Origin of the sequence: Gluconobacter japonicus, assembly GCF_002723975.1 — a bacterium.
Taxonomy (GTDB): domain Bacteria; phylum Pseudomonadota; class Alphaproteobacteria; order Acetobacterales; family Acetobacteraceae; genus Gluconobacter; species Gluconobacter japonicus.
Genome location: NZ_BEWO01000063.1, coordinates 1 through 1309, shown reverse-complemented (window position 1 = coordinate 1309; position 1309 = coordinate 1). Strand labels below are relative to the sequence as shown.

General features: G+C 42.1%; 1 protein-coding gene. It reads right to left on the bottom strand.

Features of this window, described 5'->3' with window-relative positions; translation table 11 throughout:
* Positions 1 to 213: 213 nt before the first annotated feature.
* Positions 214 to 702, bottom strand: coding sequence for a bacterioferritin (gene bfr / locus GJA01_RS15040; RefSeq protein WP_010503752.1), 489 nt, complete (start codon positions 700 to 702; stop codon positions 214 to 216).
* Positions 703 to 1309: the final 607 nt, after the last annotated feature.

Here is a 1309-nt window from a genome sequence, read left to right as displayed (position 1 = left end):
ACCTTCGGATATCTATACAGCTCGCAAATGCCGTGCTCAGTGCGGAAACTGTGTTCCTGTAATGGTATGCCTACTCAGACAGGCCTTGCAGAACCGAAAACATATGCAAGCTGCAGTCTCTCAGACATCCGTGCTGCCAGCAGCAGCAAATCAAGCTGTCTATCTCTGATTAAAAAAATACCCGGAGAAAACCCCGGGTATTTTAAAGAACATTCAGTCCTGATCAGGAGCCGCAGCAGAATTCTTATGAATATAACGCTCGATTCCAACCTGTTTGATCAGATCAAACTGACGATCAATAAAGTCTTCATGCTCTTCTTCATTCACGAGAATTTTCAGTAGCAAATCTCGAGAAACGTAATCACGGACGCTTTCACAATACGCAATGCCTTCGCGAAGATCAGCAATCGCTTTTTCTTCTAGCTTCTGATCACACTGAAGAATTTCTTCAACACTCTGGCCAATCAGAATCTGGTTTAGGCGCTGAACATTCGGCAGCCCTCCCAAGAAGAGAATGCGTTCAATCAGCCAATCGGCATGCCGCATTTCCTCAATGGATTCTTCGTATTCTTTTTTACCAAGAAGCGTCACACCCCAGTGTCGCAGAGTCCGTGCATGCAAAAAATATTGATTAATTGCAGTGAGTTCGTTGGTAAGCTGCGTGTTTAGGTGCTCAATGACCTTCGGATCTTTAATTGCCATCTGGCTATCCTTTCATGCTCTTCAGAGCCTCATACCATGAATTCAAAAAAAGTAAATAATAGATATTTTATTATTCTATTTTATTAATAAACATTCTCATTTAAATTGAAAATACATCTCAATTATGAATTTATATCGTTTATCTTCAAATAAAAGATGGGACATTTTGTATACTTATTTCTAATTTTACTTAAAAAGATAATATCTCTCTAACAGATAAAATCTTTCCAATAACCCTCTTCAAGCTAGGACAATAAGGTTCATAATCTACAGTTGTAGACAGCACTTAGGCTCGCGGGAAAATCGTCAATGTCAAAGCTTGTTCTCGCCCACGTGTGATGAGTACACGACAAATGGCTGCAGACGTTGTGCATTGCTGTTCGTATTGCCGACACAGCTCTCTTTCCTGCTGACGAAGACCGGTGTACTGCGTCAAAGCCTTCTTTCGCGCAACGACCACGAATTGCATCAGGCACGTCCTCCACTTCTGTCTCCGAACAGGTAAGTTAAGGAAGCAGAGAAGTTGATCTGATGGCATTCTAATATTTGCGCCAAACAGCGGACAAACGAAAACCCCAGGCCGTTTCCGGACTGGCGTTCTAGAGAA

What these genes read in the sequence shown, in the direction of transcription:
- bfr (WP_010503752.1), bottom strand. Translation starts at nt 702, where the DNA reads ATGGCAATTAAAGATCCGAAGGTCATTGAGCACCTAAACACGCAGCTT.